The 16040-nt window shown below is 58.3% G+C and carries 15 protein-coding genes; all 15 read left to right on the top strand.

Translation table 11 applies throughout. From position 1 onward, the window contains the following. Window positions 1–15 precede the first annotated feature (15 nt). The 15 genes from DW349_RS11375 (at window position 16) to DW349_RS11305 (ending at window position 15975) form a co-directional block, all read left to right on the top strand. A complete protein-coding gene (locus DW349_RS11375; protein WP_108125218.1) occupies window positions 16–1164 on the top strand; it encodes a sulfotransferase in 1149 nt (382 codons plus the stop codon). Beyond that, window positions 1164–2294, top strand: a complete 1131-nt coding sequence (locus DW349_RS11370; RefSeq protein ID WP_108125220.1) for a glycosyltransferase — start codon at window positions 1164–1166, stop codon at window positions 2292–2294. Before DW349_RS11375 ends, DW349_RS11370 begins: the two co-directional genes overlap by 1 nt. Continuing rightward, window positions 2291–3040, top strand: coding sequence for a DUF2334 domain-containing protein (locus DW349_RS11365; protein WP_108125222.1), 750 nt, complete (start codon window positions 2291–2293; stop codon window positions 3038–3040). Before DW349_RS11370 ends, DW349_RS11365 begins: the two co-directional genes overlap by 4 nt. A 174-nt stretch (window positions 3041–3214) precedes the next feature. After that, window positions 3215–3664, top strand: coding sequence for a 30S ribosomal protein S6 (rpsF, locus tag DW349_RS11360; protein ID WP_108125224.1), 450 nt, complete (start codon window positions 3215–3217; stop codon window positions 3662–3664). Between the two features lie 17 nt (window positions 3665–3681). Continuing rightward, entirely contained in the window at window positions 3682–3909 is a 228-nt protein-coding gene (gene rpsR, locus DW349_RS11355) for a 30S ribosomal protein S18 (RefSeq protein ID WP_108125226.1), read from the top strand. A gap of 28 nt (window positions 3910–3937) precedes the next feature. Then, complete coding sequence (locus tag DW349_RS11350; protein ID WP_108125228.1) at window positions 3938–4789, top strand: hypothetical protein; 852 nt, start codon at window positions 3938–3940, stop codon at window positions 4787–4789. 10 nt (window positions 4790–4799) lie between these two features. Next, window positions 4800–5249 carry a 50S ribosomal protein L9 gene (gene rplI, locus DW349_RS11345; protein WP_108125230.1) on the top strand — a complete coding sequence of 150 codons (450 nt, stop codon included), beginning with the start codon at window positions 4800–4802 and terminating at the stop codon, window positions 5247–5249. A 246-nt stretch (window positions 5250–5495) separates the two neighbouring features. Beyond that, the gene (dnaB, locus tag DW349_RS11340) at window positions 5496–6893 is read left to right on the top strand and encodes a replicative DNA helicase (protein ID WP_108125232.1); all 1398 of its coding nucleotides are present in this window, start codon (window positions 5496–5498) and stop codon (window positions 6891–6893) included. Then, entirely contained in the window at window positions 6890–7975 is a 1086-nt protein-coding gene (gene alr / locus DW349_RS11335; RefSeq protein ID WP_108125233.1) for an alanine racemase, read from the top strand. The genes dnaB and alr overlap by 4 nt, the downstream gene beginning before the upstream one ends. Before the next feature lie 257 nt (window positions 7976–8232). Further along, complete coding sequence (gene mqo, locus DW349_RS11330) at window positions 8233–9714, top strand: malate dehydrogenase (quinone) (protein WP_108125234.1); 1482 nt, start codon at window positions 8233–8235, stop codon at window positions 9712–9714. A 237-nt stretch (window positions 9715–9951) separates the two neighbouring features. Next, a complete protein-coding gene (locus DW349_RS11325; RefSeq protein ID WP_108125235.1) occupies window positions 9952–11241 on the top strand; it encodes an NCS2 family permease in 1290 nt (429 codons plus the stop codon). Between the two features lie 123 nt (window positions 11242–11364). Then, window positions 11365–11895, top strand: coding sequence for an adenine phosphoribosyltransferase (locus DW349_RS11320; protein WP_108125236.1), 531 nt, complete (start codon window positions 11365–11367; stop codon window positions 11893–11895). A gap of 69 nt (window positions 11896–11964) precedes the next feature. After that, complete coding sequence (locus tag DW349_RS11315) at window positions 11965–12960, top strand: YhdH/YhfP family quinone oxidoreductase (protein ID WP_108125237.1); 996 nt, start codon at window positions 11965–11967, stop codon at window positions 12958–12960. Further along, the gene (gene ung / locus DW349_RS11310) at window positions 12957–13658 is read left to right on the top strand and encodes a uracil-DNA glycosylase (protein WP_108125238.1); all 702 of its coding nucleotides are present in this window, start codon (window positions 12957–12959) and stop codon (window positions 13656–13658) included. The genes DW349_RS11315 and ung overlap by 4 nt, the downstream gene beginning before the upstream one ends. Before the next feature lie 394 nt (window positions 13659–14052). Next, the gene (locus tag DW349_RS11305; protein WP_108125239.1) at window positions 14053–15975 is read left to right on the top strand and encodes a PrkA family serine protein kinase; all 1923 of its coding nucleotides are present in this window, start codon (window positions 14053–14055) and stop codon (window positions 15973–15975) included. The last annotated feature ends 65 nt before the right edge of the window (window positions 15976–16040 follow it).

Below are 16040 nucleotides of genomic sequence, written 5' to 3'. Positions count from 1 at the left end.
AACAAGGGGAGCGCTATGGGTCGTGGCTTTCAACTGGCCTTGGGACAATGGCTGCAAATCTGCCTCTGGACGTTGAAATACCTGCCTTACGGCGGCTGGCGTCGGCTGCCGCGACGGGCGCTGATGTATCTGCTGGCGGTGCCCGCCCTAACGCTGTTGCAAGTCGTGCACTGGATCGGTTTTCTGTGCGACGAGATTTTTTTCCGGCGCTACCGCCAGGTTGACGTGCGCCGCCCCGTCTTTATTTCCGGTGTGCCGCGTTCCGGCACCACGCATCTGCATCGGGTGTTGTCGCATCACGACGATCTGACCTCAATGCGCACCTGGGAATGCCTGTTCGCCCCCAGCATTACCGAACGCTATGTCGTGCGCAGCATTGGGCATCTGCTGCGGCCGTTGGGCCGGTTGGTCGGCAAAGTTCGCTTGCCGTTCCTGAAGCAAATGGACGCCATTCACCAGTTGGGCTTGCTGGAACCGGAAGAGGATTTTCTGTCGCTGCTGCCGGTAAACGGTTGTTTTCTGGTGGTCGTTTTGTTCCCGGAAGAAGCATCGCTGTGGCGCCTGGTCCGATTCGACGCCGCCATGCCGACACGGCGCAAACAAACGCTGATGCGTTTCTACCGCCGCATGATTCAGAAGCATCTGTACTTTCATGGCGCTCAGCGACGTTACCTGTGCAAGAACCCATCGTTTGCGTCCTGGCTGAGCAGTCTGCGCCAGCAATTTCCGGACGCCGATTTCGCGCTGTGCATTCGACCGGCGGAAAAAACGCTGCCGTCGCAACTGAGTTCGTTGTTGCCCGGCTGGCAGCTGTTTCACGGTCCGCGTTTCACGCCGGCATTCGAGCAGCGCATTGTCAGCATGCTGGCGGGTTATTACCGCGACATCGATTTGTTCTGTGCCGAAAACCCGAACGCTCAGGTGGTGCCGATGCAGCAACTGACGACCGATCTGAACGGCACCATCACCCAGTTGTTGCAGGACATGGGCCTGGCGATGACGCCGGCGTATCGCGCCGCTCTGGATGCGGAAATTACCGAGGCTCGTCGCTACCGCAGCGGCCACCGTTATCAGCAGCAGGCGTTCAATGTTCGCTGGTCGGAAGTGGCGCATCGCTTTAAAGCGCGCTCGGCTCAGGCTCAGACGATGCAGGAGGTGGCGTGATGCAGGAATTCGCTTCTGTCGCGGTGCAGCCGCGTCGCCGCAGCAACGCCGCCCCGCGCCGGGTATTGATCGTTTCCGATGCGGCTCCGCACCGCAATGGCGTCGGTGCTTATTATCAGGATTTGATGCACCACCTCGGCCCCTGGGTCGAAGACATCGACATCATTTCGCCGGCCATTGTGGACGGCCAGTGGCAGGGCGGTTGGATGTTTCCGCTGCCCGGCGATGCCACTCAGAAATTCTGTGTGCCCAATCTGTTGCGTCTGCGTCAGCAGATGGAAGCCTTCGCGCCGGACGTAGTGGTGATTCCGACACCGGGTCTGTTCGGCATGTTTGGCGCTCGCTACGGCCGTCAGATGGGCGCGCGCGTACTGGTCGGTTTTCATACCTGGTACGAGAAGCTGACTGAGCTGTATTGGAACCGGGTGCAGGGTTCGCTGACCCGCGGTTATTTCGAAGTCAGCAACCGCTTTATTTTCCGCAACGCCGATGTGGTGCTGGCGAATTCCGACGAAATGGTCGGCATTGCCGAGCGCATTGGCGCGGCGCAGGCAGCCTTGATGGGCACGCCGGTCAGTCCGTTGTTTTTGCAGCGCACTCCGCCGCGCGCGCCCACAGCGGTGCGTTCGGTATTGTTTGCCGGGCGACTGGCGGCAGAAAAGAATCTGGAAGGTTTGCTGGAGGCGGCGCGGGCGCTGCCGCAGTTGCGGTTTTCGGTGGCGGGCGATGGTCCGCAGCGCGAGTTGATCGAAACCGCTGCGCAGGAATTGCCGAACCTCGATTACATCGGCTGGCTCGACCGCGAAGGTCTGCTGGCTGCCATGGACGCTCACGACGCCTTGATTCTGCCCAGCCACGTGGAAAGCTTCGGCACCATCGCGCTCGAAGCCATGGCGCGGCAGCGCCTGGTGATCGTCAGCGACGCCTGTGGCATCGCCGAGTGGTCTGAGCTGGCGTCGGCCTTGTTGGTTAAGTCCGCAGACGAAGACGTTGCCAGTGTGCTGCGTCGCGCCACTCAGTTGAGCGAATTCGAAGTAGCCGCCAGCGCGCGTCAGGCGCGGCAAGCGGTGGTGCAACACAACCAGGCCAATCTCAGTCTGTGGCTGGATTTCATCACCGGGGTGTCATGAGTTTTTTGACCCGATCAGGCAAGACCAAACCCGCCATCGTCAGTCTGCACGACGTCATGCCCGATACGCTGGACGACGTTCGCTGGTGGCTGACGCACTGGCTGGCGGATGTACCGCCAGCCGATCTGACCTTGTTAGTGGTGCCAGGCCTGGACTGGCAGCCGGCGCAACTGGAGCAACTGCGCGCCTGGCAACAACAGGGTTACGAGCTGGCCGGACACGGCTGGCAGCATCGTGTGCGTCGGATATCGACGCTCTATCATCGTCTGCATTCGACCTTTGTGTCACGGCAGGCGGCCGAACATCTGTCGCTCAGCGAGGCCGAACTGATCGAGCTGATCGAGCGCAACTACCAATGGTTTACCGACAATGATTTCCAATCGCCTGAACTCTACGTCCCGCCTGCCTGGGCATTGGGCCAACTCGGCACAACGGCGCGGCGACATCTTCCATTTCGTTACCTGGAAAGCACCGCTGGTTTTCACGATCTCCACGCTGGCCGCTTTCACGCCTTGCCCCTGGCGGGATTCGAAGCCGATGCCCGCTGGCGAGTTCCCAGCCTACGACTCTGGAACGGACTTAATCGCCGTGTCGCTACGGCACAGCGAGCGCTGAGGCTGTCGATCCATCCGCACGATCACCGCTACTACTTAGCGGACGACTTACAGCGTTGGTTGCAATCGGGCATTCAACCGATCAATTACCGCCAGGTTCTGCACCGCACAAAAGCGCCGCAAGCCGCGTAAGACGGCCTTTAGCGCTTGATTGTTCGCACCGCTTTCTATACTATCCGCGCCCTCCTGGCTCTCTGGGCCAGGGCAGTTGTGCCGCCACTCGGTGCGAGCCGGGCGGTGTGCGTTAACTCCTTACCTTACTGAGGCGCTTGCCCCAGAAGGTTGTATAACCCGCAAGGAGATCCTATGCGTCATTACGAAATCGTTCTGCTGGTGCATCCTGACCAGTCTGAACAGGTGCCAGCGATGATTGATCGCTACACCTCCGTCATCACCGATAAAGGTGGCAAGGTGCACCGCCAGGAAGATTGGGGCCGCCGTCAACTGGCTTTCCCGATCGACAATGCTCACAAGGCTCACTATGTGCTGCTGAACATCGAAGCTGACAACGAAGTCATCGACGACCTGAAGAGCACCTTCCGTTTCAACGACGCCATTATCCGCAACATGATCATGCGCCGTAAGGACGCTGTGACTGATGCCTCTCCGATGATGAAGAGCGTCGAAGCCAAGAAAGCGAAAGAAGAAGCTCAAGCAGCGGTTAGCCGCTCTCGCTCCGACCAGGACGACGACTACGACGATGAAGACGACGTCGATCTGGACGACCAATCCACCGAGCAAGCTGACGAAGCCTAAGTTAAAGGAGCATTGTCATGGCCCGTTTTTTCCGTCGCCGTAAGTTCTGCCGTTTTACCGCAGAAGGCATCAAGGAAATCGATTACAAAGATGTGGACCTGCTGAAAGGCTACATCACTGAAACCGGCAAGATCGTACCGAGCCGGATCACTGGTACCCGTGCCCGCTACCAGCGCCAGCTGTCTTCGGCGATCAAGCGTGCGCGTTACCTGGCTTTGCTGCCTTACACCGACAGCCATCAATAAGGTCGTTGGTTAAGGGGAGGTCCCGTTGATGTTGGCCTTTGCGCGTTACGCGATGAAAAGCCAGCTGAACGCCGGGTTCCTCGCCGCAGGTTTGGCCGTGCTGCCGATGGTGTATGCCGTCAGCGCGGCGCTGGTGGGGTTGGTCGCTCTGCGACACGGCACCACCGCTGGCACGCGAGTGCTGCTGGCCGCTATGGCCGGTGCACTGTTGAGCTGGCAATGGACAGGCATTGTGCTGCCCTTGCTGGTGCTGCCGTTGACCGCCGTTCTGGCTCTGGCCTTACGACGGTTCCAGGATTGGTCCGCCCTGCTGCTGTTTGCAGCCGTGTTGGGACTGGTGCTGGCAACGGCCGCACAAGCGTTGGTCGGTGACCGGTTCACGGCCATCGTCGCCCAGATTCAGGCGGCAATGGCACCGGATCCGCAGCAGATGGGATGGCAAGTACTCGAAGCCATCAAACCGTACGCCGCCTTTTTGGTGAGTACGGCCGAGGTGTTCGAAGCCTTGCTGTGCGTGCTGCTGGCGCGTTACTGGCAAGCCGGGCTTTATAACCCCGGTGGCTTGAGCGCCGAGTTCCACCGTCTGCGCATCAGCGGTTGGCCGTTGTGGCTGTTGCTGGGTGCGATGCTGGTCAGTTGGTGGCTGCAACCTGCGGCTTTGTTGTTGTTATTGTTGCCTTTGGTGTTTGCCGGGGCAGCGCTGGTTCACGCAATCGTGGCCAGACAGAAATTGGGTGGGCAATGGCTGGTGGCCTTTTATTTGGCCGTCATCCTGTTCAATCAGTTCATGTTACCGTTACTGGTCCTGGTGGCCGTTGCCGATGGCGCTGTCGATCTGAGAGCGCGGCTGGCAAAACAGCCGGACCAGGACGATAAATGAGGTAAGCGAGATGGAAGTTATCCTGCTTGAGAAAGTTGGCAAAATGGGTGTCCTGGGTGACACCGTTAATGTCAAAAGCGGTTTTGCCCGTAACTACCTGGTGCCGCAAGGCAAGGCAGTGCCGGCAACCAAAGACAACGTCAAGTACTTCGAAGAACGTCGTGCTGAGCTGGAAAAAGCCGAAGCTGAAAAGCTGGCGAACGCTCAACAACGCGCTGAGAAACTGGCTGAAATCGAAGTCACCGTTGCGGCTAACGCCGGTGACGAAGGCAAACTGTTCGGCTCTATCGGCCCGCGCGACGTGGCTGATCTGATCACCGCCGCCGGCGTTGAAGTCAGCAAAGCCGAAGTACGCATGCCGGAAGGTCCGATCCGTGCCGTGGGTGAATACAACATCACCATCCAGGTACACCCGGACGTCGACGCTGAAGTTCACATTATTGTGGTTCCTGAGGCGTAAGCACCTTCAGTGGCACTGGTGAATGCCAGTGCGCTGACTGCTAGACGCTGAACGGGAGACGGGAGACGCCGAATAGGTGGTGCCCGTCTCCCGTTTTTATTGGCGCTGAATTTTCCATGCCAATGAGGGAGCAAACGTATTTAGCGTCTCCCGTCTCCCGTCAAGCGTCTCCCGATTAAAGCGTCTCCCATTTCCATCCCCAACCCGCTACCATAACCGCCCACTTTAGCCATACCGCCGTACCCCATGACTGATGCCTTAGAAGACGATCTGTTTGCTGGCGATGACGTCGCCAACCTGCGTGTGCCGCCGCATTCGCTGGAGGCGGAGCAGTCGGTTCTGGGTGCCTTGATGATCGACAACAGCCAGTGGGACGGTGTCGCTGAAATTCTGATGCCGGACGATTTTCATCGTGGTGAACACCGGCAGATTTTCCGCATGATGATGAAGCTGTCGGACCAGACGCAGCCGCTCGATGTCATCACCCTGGGTGAAGCGCTGGAGAAAGAGAAACAGCTCGAAGCCGTCGGCGGCATGGCCTACTTGAACGACCTGGCCGACAACACCCCATCGATTTCCAACCTGCTCGCCTACGGCAAGATTGTTCAGGAACGCTCGGTATTGCGGCGGCTGATTCGCGTCGCCAACGACATCGCGTCCAAAGCCTACGACCCGCGCGGGCTCGATGCCGAAACCCTGCTCGACGACGCCGAGCGTCAAGTATTTCAGATTGCTGAAGAGCGCCCGAATCAGGGCGGCCTGGTGCACGTCAATCCGCTGGTCGACAAAGCACTGGAACGCATCGACGAATTACTGAATTCCGACAGCGACATTACCGGTGTTTCCACCGGCTTTGCTGATCTCGATTCCATGACCACCGGCTGGCAAAGTGGTGATCTGGTGATCCTGGCGGCGCGACCGGCGATGGGGAAAACCACCTTCGCCATGAACATGGTCGAAGAAGCGGCGTTGAACCAGGACAAGCCCGTCGTTGTGTTCAGCCTCGAGATGCCTGCCGATCAGTTGATCACTCGTTCCATTGCCTCACTGGGTCGGCTCGACATGGGCCGGGTGCGAACCGGTAAATTGCACGACGACGATTTCCCCAAATTGACCAAGGCGGTCAATCTGCTCAAAGACCGCAAGCTGTTTATCGACGACACCGCTGGCATCAGTCCGACTGAGATGCGCAGCCGCTTGCGCCGTCTGGTGCGCGAACACGGCGATCTGGGTCTGGTTGTGGTCGACTATTTGCAGCTGATGAAAATCAAAGGTTTTACCGAAGGCCGCACCAACGAAATTTCGGAAATCTCGCGCTCGTTGAAAGCCATCGCCAAAGAATTCGAATGCCCAATTGTGGCGCTGTCGCAGCTTAACCGGAGTCTGGAACAGCGGCCCAACAAGCGGCCGGTGAACTCGGACTTGCGCGAATCCGGTGCGATCGAGCAGGACGCCGACATCATCCTCTTTATCTACCGCGACGAAGTCTATAACGAAGACTCCAAAGACAAGGGCACCGCTGAAATCATCATCGGCAAGCAGCGGAACGGCCCCATCGGCACCTGTCGTCTGGCCTTCATCGGCAAGCACAGCCGTTTCGAAAATCTGGCACCGGACCAGTACGGCGACTGGCAAGCCGAATGAGTCGCGGAACCTGCGCCACCATTGATGCTCGCGCCCTGGCGACCAATTTAGCCAAGGTGCGCGAACACGCGCCTAACAGTCGCATCTGGGCGGCAATTAAGGCTGACGCCTACGGCCACGGCGCGGTCGAAACCGCCCGCGCTCTGCACGCGGCCGACGGCTTTGCACTGGCAACGCTCGATGAAGCTCAGGCATTGCGCGACGCCGGCATCCAACATCCGTTGATTCTGCTCGAAGGCACTGTCGATGCCGATCAGGCTCGTCAGGCGATTGCCTTGGGCTGCGCCACCGTTGTGCACCAGGCAGAACAACTGGCGCAGCTGGAAGCGCTTGGGCCGCTGGTTCGTGACCAATCCTTGTGGCTGAAAATCGACACCGGCATGCACCGTTTGGGTGTCGCGCCTGAAGCCGTGGCGGATTATTGGCAACGCATGAGCGCTTTGAGCGCGCTGCCGGTCGGCTTGCTCAGTCATTTCGCCGCCGCCGATGAAGCCGATGCCGCGCCCACCGAATCTCAGTTGGCGGTGTTTGAGCGTTGCGAACGTCAAGTGGGTTCGGTGCCGTGCAGCCTGGCCAATTCCGCCGGCATTCTGGCCTGGCCAAACAGCCACCGCGACTGGGTGCGGCCGGGCATTATGCTCTATGGCGCCTCGCCCGGTTTCGGCAAAACCGGCCAGCAGTTGGGCTTGCAACCGGCGATGACGTTGACGTCTCCGGTGATCGCACTGCGCGACATCGCCGTTGGCGAGCGCGTCGGTTACGGCGGCCGCTGGACAGCGCAGCGGCCCAGTCGCATTGCTACGCTGGCGATCGGTTATGGCGATGGCTATCCACGCCAGGCACCGGACGGCACACCAGTCTGGCTGAACGGCCAGCGGGTGCCGATGGCCGGTAAAGTCTCAATGGACATGATTACTGTCGATGTAACCGACGTGCCGATGGTTCAGATTGGCGATCACGCCGAACTCTGGGGCAACCATCTCAGCGTCGATGAGGTAGCGGCGAACATCGGCACGGTTGGCTACGAACTGCTGACCCGGGTGTCGAGCCGGGTGCCGCGTCACTGGCGCCATCTGGACTAACCTGAGGCGGCGCGTCCATAAGCCAAATGGATAAGCTGCTGTCACCTTTTTATTCAAGACTTCTATAACAAAATCCGTATAATGCGCCTCGATCGCCTTGGTATCGGATGCGTCGGGTTAGCAAACACTCGCTTTAAAGACGGCATCGTCGGGCGGTCCAGAATCACGAAGTAGGGCCTGGGTGCCACATTCTCCGCTCGGGCCGCCCAGGGATGGCCCACTTCCTCCGCTTTCAACAGCCATGGGCGAAGACCGTAATGACCGCAACCAAAGCAGATGTAGTCCTGGTAGGGGCGGGCGCTATGAGCGCTACCCTGGGTACCTTGCTGAAGCAGCTTGACCCGAATCTGACCATCCTGATGATCGAAAAGGGCAACGCCGTTGCCCTGGAAAGCACCGACGGCTGGAACAACGCCGGCACCGGCCATGCGGCCTACTGCGAACTCAACTACACCCCGGTAAAAGCCGACGGCAGCATCGATACCAGCAAGGCGCTGAGCATCAACTCTGCCTTCGAAGTGAGCTTGCAGCTGTGGTCCTATCTGGTGGAAAGCGGCGCACTGCCGGATGCCAAAGCCTTTATTAACCGCGCGCCGCACCAAAGCTTTGTCTGGGGTGACGAAAACGTCGCCTTCCTGCGCAAGCGCTATGAAACGCTGAAACAATTGCCGCTGTTTGCCGAAATGGAATACAGCGAAGATCCGGCCGTACTCAGCCAGTGGATGCCGCTGGTGATGCAGAATCGCGATCCGCACCAAAAAGTGGCAGGCACTCGCGTTGCTCACGGTTCCGATGTCGATTTTGGGGCGTTAACGCGCCTGCTGGTGAAGCATCTGGAAGCGCAACCCGGTTTCGAATTGAAGGTCAAAACCCAAGTCACCGACCTGAACCAGAAAGCCGACGGCTCCTGGGCGATCACGCTGAAAAATGCCCAAGGCTACCAGGCGGTTGATTGCCAATTCGTTTTCCTGGGCGCCGGCGGCGGCGCGCTGCCGTTGCTGCAACAGGCCGGTGTGCCGGAAGGCCACGGCTACGGCGGTTTCCCGGTCAGCGGTCAGTGGCTGGTCTGCCGCAAGCCTGACGTGGTGGAGCAGCACCACGCCAAGGTGTACGGCAAGGCGCCGTTGGGTGCACCGCCGATGTCGGTACCGCATCTGGATACGCGCATCATCAGCGGCGAAAAAGCCTTGCTGTTTGGGCCGTTCGCCGGCTTCACCACCAAGTTCCTCAAAGCCGGTTCCTTCCTGGATTTGATCAAATCGGTGCGGCTCAACAACCTCTGGCCGATGATCCGTGCTGGCTTGGCCAACATGGACTTGACCCGTTACTTGATCAGCGAAGTGCTGCAATCGCACCAGTCGCGCGTCGATGCCCTGCGCAAGTTCTATCCGGACGCGCGCGATGAAGACTGGGAACTGGCGATTGCCGGCCAGCGCGTGCAGATCATCAAGAAAGATCCGCAAAAAGGCGGCAAGCTGGAATTCGGCACCGAAGTGATTGCTACCACCGATGGCTCGCTGGCAGCCTTGCTGGGCGCGTCTCCGGGCGCATCCACCGCAGCGCAGACCATGATCAACATCATCGAGCGCTGCTTTGCTGATCGCCTGGCGGAACCAGCCTGGCGCGACAAGTTGATCGCCATGGTGCCGTCCTACGGCCAGTCGCTGGTCGACGACGCCGAACTGCTCAAACAGGTGCGCAGCCGCACGCTGAAAACGCTGCAACTGACCAACGACTGATTTAAATCCCGCTCTATAAAAAGGCACCCAAGCCCACCGGCTTGGGTGCCTTTTTGCTTCTGGCACAGCTCCTGCTTTACAAAATGTTGACCGATCGGTCCAGAGGTGCCTGAGTCGTGGAATTCTGCGAAACTTCCGCCGCTCGCCAGCCCCCTGGGCTTAGGGTTCCAACGATAACAACGAATGCCGGTCCCCCTGTCGGGTGCATTGCGACTGGCGATCACCAAGGAGTCTTACATGCTGGAAAAACTCTTCAAATTGAAAGAGTTGGGGACCGATGTCCGCACCGAAGTGCTGGCCGGTATCTCAACCTTTTTGACCATGGCTTACATCATTGTCGTCAACCCGGGCATCTTGTCCGAGACCGGCATGCCGTTTCAGGCGGTCTTTGTCGCCACCTGTATCGCCGCTGCCCTGGGCACCGCCGTTATGGGCCTGTATGCCAACTATCCGGTGGCGCTGGCGCCGGGCATGGGTCTGAACGCCTTCTTCACCTTCGGTGTGGTGTTTGGCATGGGTCAAAGCTGGCAAGTGGCGTTGGGCTGCGTGTTCTGGTCCGGTGTCATCTTCCTGCTGATCAGTATTTTCAAAGTGCGCGAGTGGGTCATCAATGCCATTCCAGCGTCGATGAAAACCGGCATCGCGGTCGGTATCGGTTTGTTCCTGGCCTTGATCGGTTTGAAAGAAGCCGGCGTGGTCGTGAATAACGACGCCACTCTGGTGGGTCTGGGTGACGTCACATCACCGCAAGTGGTGCTGTGCTTCCTGGGCTTCGCGTTGATCGCGGCGCTGCATTACCGCGGTGTCACCGGCAGCGTCATCATCGGCATTCTGGCGACGACTGTAATCGGTGCCTTCTTCGGCCTGGTCAGCTACACCGGCGTGGTCTCCATGCCCAGCGGCCTGGGCGCAACCTTCGGTCAACTGGACATCTTCGGCGCGCTGGAACTGGGTCTGTACTCCGTCATTTTCGCCTTTCTGTTCGTCGATTTGTTCGACACCTCCGGCACGTTGGTGGCGGTTGCCAAAGCCGGCAAACTGCTGGATTCCGATGGCAAACTGCCGCGTCTGAATCGTGCGCTCATTGCCGACAGCTCAGCCTCCATTGCGGGTTCTGTGCTGGGTACATCTACCACTACCAGCTACATCGAAAGTGGTGCGGGCATCGCGGCTGGCGGTCGCACTGGCTTGACGGCTTTGACGGTGTCAGTCCTGTTCCTGCTGGCGTTGTTCTTCTCGCCGCTGGCGTTGATGATTCCGGCATACGCCACCGCGTCGGCGCTGATTTTCGTTGCCGTTCTGATGGTGTCGTCGATTTCTTCAATCGATTGGCAAGACATCACCGAATCCGCTCCGGTGGTCATCACCGCCTTTATGATGCCGGCGACTTACTCCATCGCCGAAGGCATTGCCGCGGGCTTCCTGTCTTACGCTGTGATTAAAATTTTGGCCGGCAAAGCCAAAGAAGTGAACATCAGCGTCTACGTCATTGCTGTTCTGGCGTTGATTAAATACCTCTGGCACTGATCGCTCGTCGATTCGAATCGGAACAAGGCCCTGCGGGGCCTTTTTTGTTGGCTGTTCGGCGGTCGTTTTCAATCCGGGCGGCCGTTACAATGGCCGCTGATTATTCCATTGGCTGATGCTTTCATGTTCGATCCCAAAGACCACATTCGCACCGTGCCGGACTGGCCGCAGCCGGGCGTTCAGTTCCGCGACATCACCACCTTGCTGTCGGATGCCAAAGTCTTCCGGCAACTGATCGACGCCTTTGTGCACCATTATTACGACCATGAAATCGACGCCATTGTCGGCATCGATGCGCGCGGTTTTATTCTCGGCGCACCCCTGGCGTACGAATTGCGAACCGCCTTCATTCCGGTGCGCAAAAAAGGCAAGTTGCCGTTCGACACGCTCGAAGAAGCCTATCAACTGGAATACGGCAAAGCCGAGTTGCAGATTCACGCCGACGCCTTGAAAGCCGGCATGAAGGTCGTCGTTATGGACGACCTGATCGCCACCGGCGGTACGCTGTCGGCCACCTGCAAACTGGTGGAGCGATTGGGTGCCGAAGTCGTTGAGTGCGCGGCCATCGTTGACTTGCCCGATCTTGGCGGCAGCCGCGCCATCCAGGCGGCGGGTCACTCCGTATTCACGCTGTGCGCCTACGACGGCGATTGAGCCAAGGTCGAATGGGCGCGATTTTTCTGGCTTGTTAGTGTGTCCCTGACTTCAACCGTGGAGATGGCTATGACGGCTTTTCGCGCCTTGCGCATTCACCAGACCGACACCGGCGTACGGCGCGCCATCGAAACCCTGACGCTGAGCGACTTACCCGCAGGCGATGTGCTGATTCGGGTGCATTACAGCTCGCTGAATTACAAAGATGCCCTCTCGGCTAACGGCCACACCGGCATCAGCCGGCACTATCCGCACACGCCCGGCATCGATGCCGCGGGCAAAGTGGTGACGGATGTCAGCGGCACATTCGAGGCGGGCACGGAAGTGGCGGTCATCGGTTTTGATCTGGGCATGAACACTGCCGGCGGCTTCGCTGATTACATTCGCGTGCCGGTCGGTTGGGTGACGACGTTGCCGAAAAAACTCTCCATGGCCGATGCCATGCGTTTGGGTACTGCCGGAGTAACCGCCGCCTACGCCTTTGAGAAACTGCTCGACAACGGTTTGAAATCGGACCAGGGCCCGGTGTTGGTCACTGGGGCAACCGGTGGTGTGGGTGCCTTGGCGGTGCATTTGTTAGGCACCTTGGGTTACGACGTCACCGCCGTGACCGGCAAGCCGGACGCACACGACTGGTTGCGCAGCCTGGGTGCAAGCCTGGTGGTACCGCGCGAGGAATTGAGCACGCCACAGAAAAAGGCGTTGCTGCCGGCCAGCTACGCAGCGGCCATCGACACGGTTGGCGACAGCACGTTGGTGAATGTGCTTAAGAGTCTGAAATTCGGTGGCACCGTCGCCGCCTGCGGCATTGTCGGCGGCACTGCGGTGCCGACCGACATCTACCCGTTCATTCTGCGCGGCGTCAATCTGGTCGGTATCGCCAGCGCCGATGCGCCTCTGGCTGCACGCCAGCGGGTGCTGGGAAAATTCAGTGGGCTGTGGACACTGCCCAAACTGACGGAGCTGTGCGACACCCTGCGGCTCGACCAACTCGAAGCGCGCATCGACGCCATGCTGGCGGGCAAGATTCAGGGTCGGGCGCTGATCGATATGGAGGCGGAATGACCACGGCAACCTGGCCATTGAACCTGACGCAAGCGCCCCTGGCCGACGGCTGGGCAGAACAGCTGGCAGACGAATTCCAGCAGCCTTACGTGGCTCAATTGCAGCAATTTCTCAGCGCCGAAGCCGCTGCCGGAAAAACCCTGTACCCACCAGCCGATCAGGTGTTTCGTGCGCTCGAACTGACGCCCTTCAACGCCGTCAAAGTGGTCATCCTGGGGCAGGATCCGTATCACGGCCCGAACCAGGCGCACGGTCTGAGCTTTTCGGTACAGGGCGGCGTCAAGCTGCCGCCCAGCCTGGTCAACATCTACAAAGAGTTGGTGCAGGACGTCGGCATCGAACCGCCGACGCATGGCGATCTCAGCGGTTGGGCGCGCCAGGGTGTGCTACTGCTGAACTCGGTATTGACGGTCGAGCAGGGCCAGGCAGGTGCGCATCAAGGACGCGGTTGGGAACGCTTTACCGATGCGGTAATCGAACGGCTGAACCGCGAACGCGATCAATTGGTGTTCATGCTCTGGGGCAGTTATGCCCAAAAAAAGGGCCAGTTTATCGATCGTGACCGCCATTGTGTGTTGCAGTCGGTGCACCCCTCGCCACTGTCGGCGCATCGCGGCTGGTTTGGCAGCGGGCAATTTTCAGCGGCCAATGTGTACCTCCGAGGCACTGGCCAGACGCCGATCAACTGGCAGCCGTAATCAGTCGATTTGGCCGTGCATTAGCACCGCGTCGCGTGCTGAGTCAGGCGTCAATTTTGCCGCCTAACGTCCATTTCTTGACGTCGATGGGTGTTCAACCAGTCGATAAATCCGCTAAAGAATTTTTTCGTTTTGGCGTTCACCGAACTGTAAAGAAGCACGAGAAAAGCGTGAAAATTCAGCAACCTTGATTCGTCTGCGCTAGTCTAGAAACGACAGCAAACGAAGTCGGACCCAATAACCAAACAGTGTAAAAAGTTCGACTTTGTCATTGGCATGAAGAATGCTCGTCAAGTCAGTGAAAGGTCTGTTACGTCCACCAGGGCGTCCCATGAATCCATGACATGATCATTCAGGGAAAGAGCCGAAACGCGTTTCTTTCGAGGGGGTCTAGATGGATATATTTAAGCAATACCAGTCTCGCTACGAAGCCCGCCAGCACGAAGAATATTCGCTGGAAGAATACCTGCAACTGTGCAAAGACGATGCGTCGGTTTACGCCTCGGCACCGGAGCGAATGCTCAAGGCCATTGGCGAACCGGAGGTAATCGACACCGCCAAGGACTCACGCCTCAGTCGCATTTTTTCCAACAAAATCATCCGACGTTACCCGGCCTTTGAAGAATTTTACGGCATGGAAGAACCGATCGAGCAGATCGTCTCCTACTTCCGTCACGCCGCTCAGGGGCTCGAAGAAAAGAAACAGATTCTGTATTTATTAGGCCCGGTCGGTGGCGGTAAATCGTCGTTGGCCGAACGCCTGAAACAGTTAATTGAAACCGTGCCGTTTTACGCCATCAAAGGATCGCCGGTTTACGAAAGCCCGCTCGGCCTGTTCGATCTGGATGAAGACGGCGACATCCTGGAAGAGCGGTTCGGTATTCCCAAACGCTACTTGCGTTCCATCATGTCGCCTTGGGCGGTGAAGCGCCTGCACGAATTCGGCGGCGATATTTCCCAGTTCCGAGTGGTGAAACTCTACCCGTCTATCATCGATCAGATCGCGGTCGCCAAGACCGAACCGGGCGATGAAAACAACCAGGATATTTCCGCACTGGTCGGCAAAGTCGACATCCGCAAACTGGAGGATTACCCGCAAGACGACCCGGACGCCTACAGCTTCTCCGGCGCCTTGTGCAAAGCCAACCAGGGTTTGATGGAATTTGTCGAGATGTTCAAAGCGCCGATCAAGGTGCTGCATCCGTTGCTGACGGCAACACAGGAAGGTAACTACAACGCCACCGAAGGTATGAGCGCCATTCCATTCAATGGCACGATTCTGGCGCACTCGAACGAATCGGAATGGCAGCAGTTCCGTAACAATAAGAACAACGAGGCCTTTTTGGATCGTGTCTTTATTGTCAAAGTGCCGTACTGCGTCCGGGTCAGCGAAGAGATCAACATCTATCGCAAACTGATCGAGAATTCATCGCTGCGTGAAGCGCCTTGCGCACCAGATACGTTAAAAATGATGGCGCAATTTTCGGTGCTGTCGCGGCTCAAGGAGCCGGAGAATTCCAACCTCTATTCCAAGATGCGCGTCTACGACGGTGAGAACCTGAAAGACACCGATCCGAAAGCAAAAACCATCCAGGAATACCGCGATGCCGCCGGTGTCGATGAAGGCATGAACGGTCTATCAACGCGCTTCGCGTTCAAGATTTTATCGAAAGTGTTCAACTTCGACGCCACCGAAGTAGCCGCCAACCCGGTGCACTTGCTGTACGTTCTGGAAGATCAGATCGAACAGCAGCAATTCCCACAGGATGTGCACGATCGTTATTTGGCACACCTGAAAGAATACATGGCGCCGCGCTACGTCGAGTTCATCGGTAAGGAAATTCAGACTGCGTATCTGGAAAGCTATTCCGAATACGGCCAGAACATTTTCGACCGCTACGTCACTTACGCCGATTTCTGGATTCAGGATCAGGAATACCGTGACCCGGAAACTGGAGAAATTCTCGACCGCGGGTCTTTGAACGAAGAGCTGGAGAAAATTGAAAAGCCGGCCGGCATTTCCAACCCGAAAGACTTCCGCAATGAGATCGTTAATTTCGTTTTACGGGCACGGGCCAACAACGAAGGCCGGAACCCGAGTTGGCAGAGTTACGAAAAACTGCGCGCGGTGATCGAGAAGAAAATGTTCTCCAACACAGAAGACTTACTGCCGGTTATTTCCTACTCGGCCAAGTCGTCCAAGGATGACGAGAAAAAACATCAGGACTTTGTGCGCCGCATGACCGATCGCGGCTACACCGAGAAACAAGTGCGGCTGCTCAGCGAGTGGTACCTGCGCGTGCGTAAATCATCCTGATGCCTGCCGGTCTGCGCCCGATTATGGGTGCAGACCGGATGTCGACTCTGACGGCCACTTGGCCA

This window comes from Saccharospirillum mangrovi (assembly GCF_003367315.1).
In the GTDB taxonomy this organism is placed as follows: domain Bacteria; phylum Pseudomonadota; class Gammaproteobacteria; order Pseudomonadales; family Natronospirillaceae; genus Saccharospirillum; species Saccharospirillum mangrovi.
The sequence above is the reverse complement of the archived record's forward strand: the minus strand, read 5'-3'. Positions and strand labels throughout refer to the sequence as shown.

What these genes read in the sequence shown, in the direction of transcription:
- DW349_RS11375 (WP_108125218.1), top strand. Translation starts at nt 16, where the DNA reads ATGGGTCGTGGCTTTCAACTGGCCTTGGGACAATGGCTGCAAATCTGC.
- DW349_RS11370 (WP_108125220.1), top strand. Translation starts at nt 1,164, where the DNA reads ATGCAGGAATTCGCTTCTGTCGCGGTGCAGCCGCGTCGCCGCAGCAAC.
- DW349_RS11365 (WP_108125222.1), top strand. Translation starts at nt 2,291, where the DNA reads ATGAGTTTTTTGACCCGATCAGGCAAGACCAAACCCGCCATCGTCAGT.
- rpsF (WP_108125224.1), top strand. Translation starts at nt 3,215, where the DNA reads ATGCGTCATTACGAAATCGTTCTGCTGGTGCATCCTGACCAGTCTGAA.
- rpsR (WP_108125226.1), top strand. Translation starts at nt 3,682, where the DNA reads ATGGCCCGTTTTTTCCGTCGCCGTAAGTTCTGCCGTTTTACCGCAGAA.
- DW349_RS11350 (WP_108125228.1), top strand. Translation starts at nt 3,938, where the DNA reads ATGTTGGCCTTTGCGCGTTACGCGATGAAAAGCCAGCTGAACGCCGGG.
- rplI (WP_108125230.1), top strand. Translation starts at nt 4,800, where the DNA reads ATGGAAGTTATCCTGCTTGAGAAAGTTGGCAAAATGGGTGTCCTGGGT.
- dnaB (WP_108125232.1), top strand. Translation starts at nt 5,496, where the DNA reads ATGACTGATGCCTTAGAAGACGATCTGTTTGCTGGCGATGACGTCGCC.
- alr (WP_108125233.1), top strand. Translation starts at nt 6,890, where the DNA reads ATGAGTCGCGGAACCTGCGCCACCATTGATGCTCGCGCCCTGGCGACC.
- mqo (WP_108125234.1), top strand. Translation starts at nt 8,233, where the DNA reads ATGACCGCAACCAAAGCAGATGTAGTCCTGGTAGGGGCGGGCGCTATG.
- DW349_RS11325 (WP_108125235.1), top strand. Translation starts at nt 9,952, where the DNA reads ATGCTGGAAAAACTCTTCAAATTGAAAGAGTTGGGGACCGATGTCCGC.
- DW349_RS11320 (WP_108125236.1), top strand. Translation starts at nt 11,365, where the DNA reads ATGTTCGATCCCAAAGACCACATTCGCACCGTGCCGGACTGGCCGCAG.
- DW349_RS11315 (WP_108125237.1), top strand. Translation starts at nt 11,965, where the DNA reads ATGACGGCTTTTCGCGCCTTGCGCATTCACCAGACCGACACCGGCGTA.
- ung (WP_108125238.1), top strand. Translation starts at nt 12,957, where the DNA reads ATGACCACGGCAACCTGGCCATTGAACCTGACGCAAGCGCCCCTGGCC.
- DW349_RS11305 (WP_108125239.1), top strand. Translation starts at nt 14,053, where the DNA reads ATGGATATATTTAAGCAATACCAGTCTCGCTACGAAGCCCGCCAGCAC.